We start from the raw sequence: 1,077 nt of genomic DNA on the forward strand, positions 1-1,077 counted from the left end.
GCTGGAGCAGCATGAGCCGGCCCGGCAGCGCGAGGCGCTCGGCCTCCTCCTGCGTGGGCGCGGCGAGCACCGACGCGACCACCATCGCGTGCGGCTCCTGCAGCGCGTGCGACGGCGTGAAGACGTCGCGGTAGAGCGCCAGCGCGGGCTCGGTGTTCTGCGCGGAGAAGTGGTGCGCGAAGGCGAACGGCAGCCCGAGCTTGCCGGCGACCTGCGCGCTGTAGCCGCTTGACCCGAGCAGCCAGACGTCCGGAGCCGACGTCGCGGCGGGGGTCGCGACCAGCCGGGTCGGCCGCGGCTCCTCCCGCGTCGGGTCGCCGAGCAGAGCCAGCAGCGTGTCGAGCTCCTGCGGGAAGTCCTCCGCGCCGAGCCCCTCGGGCGTACGCCGCAGCGCGGCAGCGGTCACCGGGTCCGTGCCGGGGGCGCGGCCGATGCCGAGGTCGACCCGGCCCGGGTGCAGGGCCTCGAGGATGGCGAACTGCTCGGCGACGACGAGCGGCGCGTGGTTGGGCAGCATGACGCCGCCGGAGCCGACCCGGATCGTGCTCGTCGCGGCGGCCACGTGGGCCAGCAGCACGGCCGGCGTCGTGCTCGCCACGCTCGGCATGTTGTGGTGCTCCGCGACCCAGAACCGGGCGTACCCCAGCCGCTCGGCCGTGCGCGCCAGCTCGGTCGAGGCGAGGAGGGCGTCGCGCGACGTCTGGCCGCTCCCGACCGGGGAGAGCTCGAGGACGGACAGGGGTACGCGGTTTCCGGTGCTCACGACTTCCCACAACGCGGCCCGTGGCGGCGGGCTTCCGCCCGGTGGCGTGGCTTCGGCCATACGGCTGCGTAGTCCGCCTACGCCGCCCGCCCGCGCTGGCGCCCGCGCTGGCGCCCACGCCCACGCCCGCGCCCGCGCCCGCGCCGGCTCCCACGCCAACGCCGACGTCCACGCCCCCGCTCGTCGCCAGTTGATCACGGGCTTCGGCTCCGACACGCCGGCGTGCCGAGCGCCAAGCCCCGTGATCGTTTCGCCACTGGGCTGCGCCGGGTCGTCGTCGTTCCGCGACCGGGCTGCGCCGCGTCGTCGTCGTT

Annotated in this window: 1 protein-coding gene; it reads right to left on the bottom strand. The window is 76.1% G+C overall.

Features of this window, described 5'->3' with window-relative positions; translation table 11 throughout:
* On the bottom strand, positions 1–763 hold a 763-nt coding region (locus G9H71_RS22815; RefSeq protein WP_331273213.1), incomplete at its 3' end, for an LLM class flavin-dependent oxidoreductase.
* Between the last annotated feature and the right edge of the window lie 314 nt (positions 764–1,077).

This window comes from Motilibacter deserti (genome assembly GCF_011250635.1).
Lineage (GTDB): Bacteria > Actinomycetota > Actinomycetes > Motilibacterales > Motilibacteraceae > Motilibacter_A > Motilibacter_A deserti.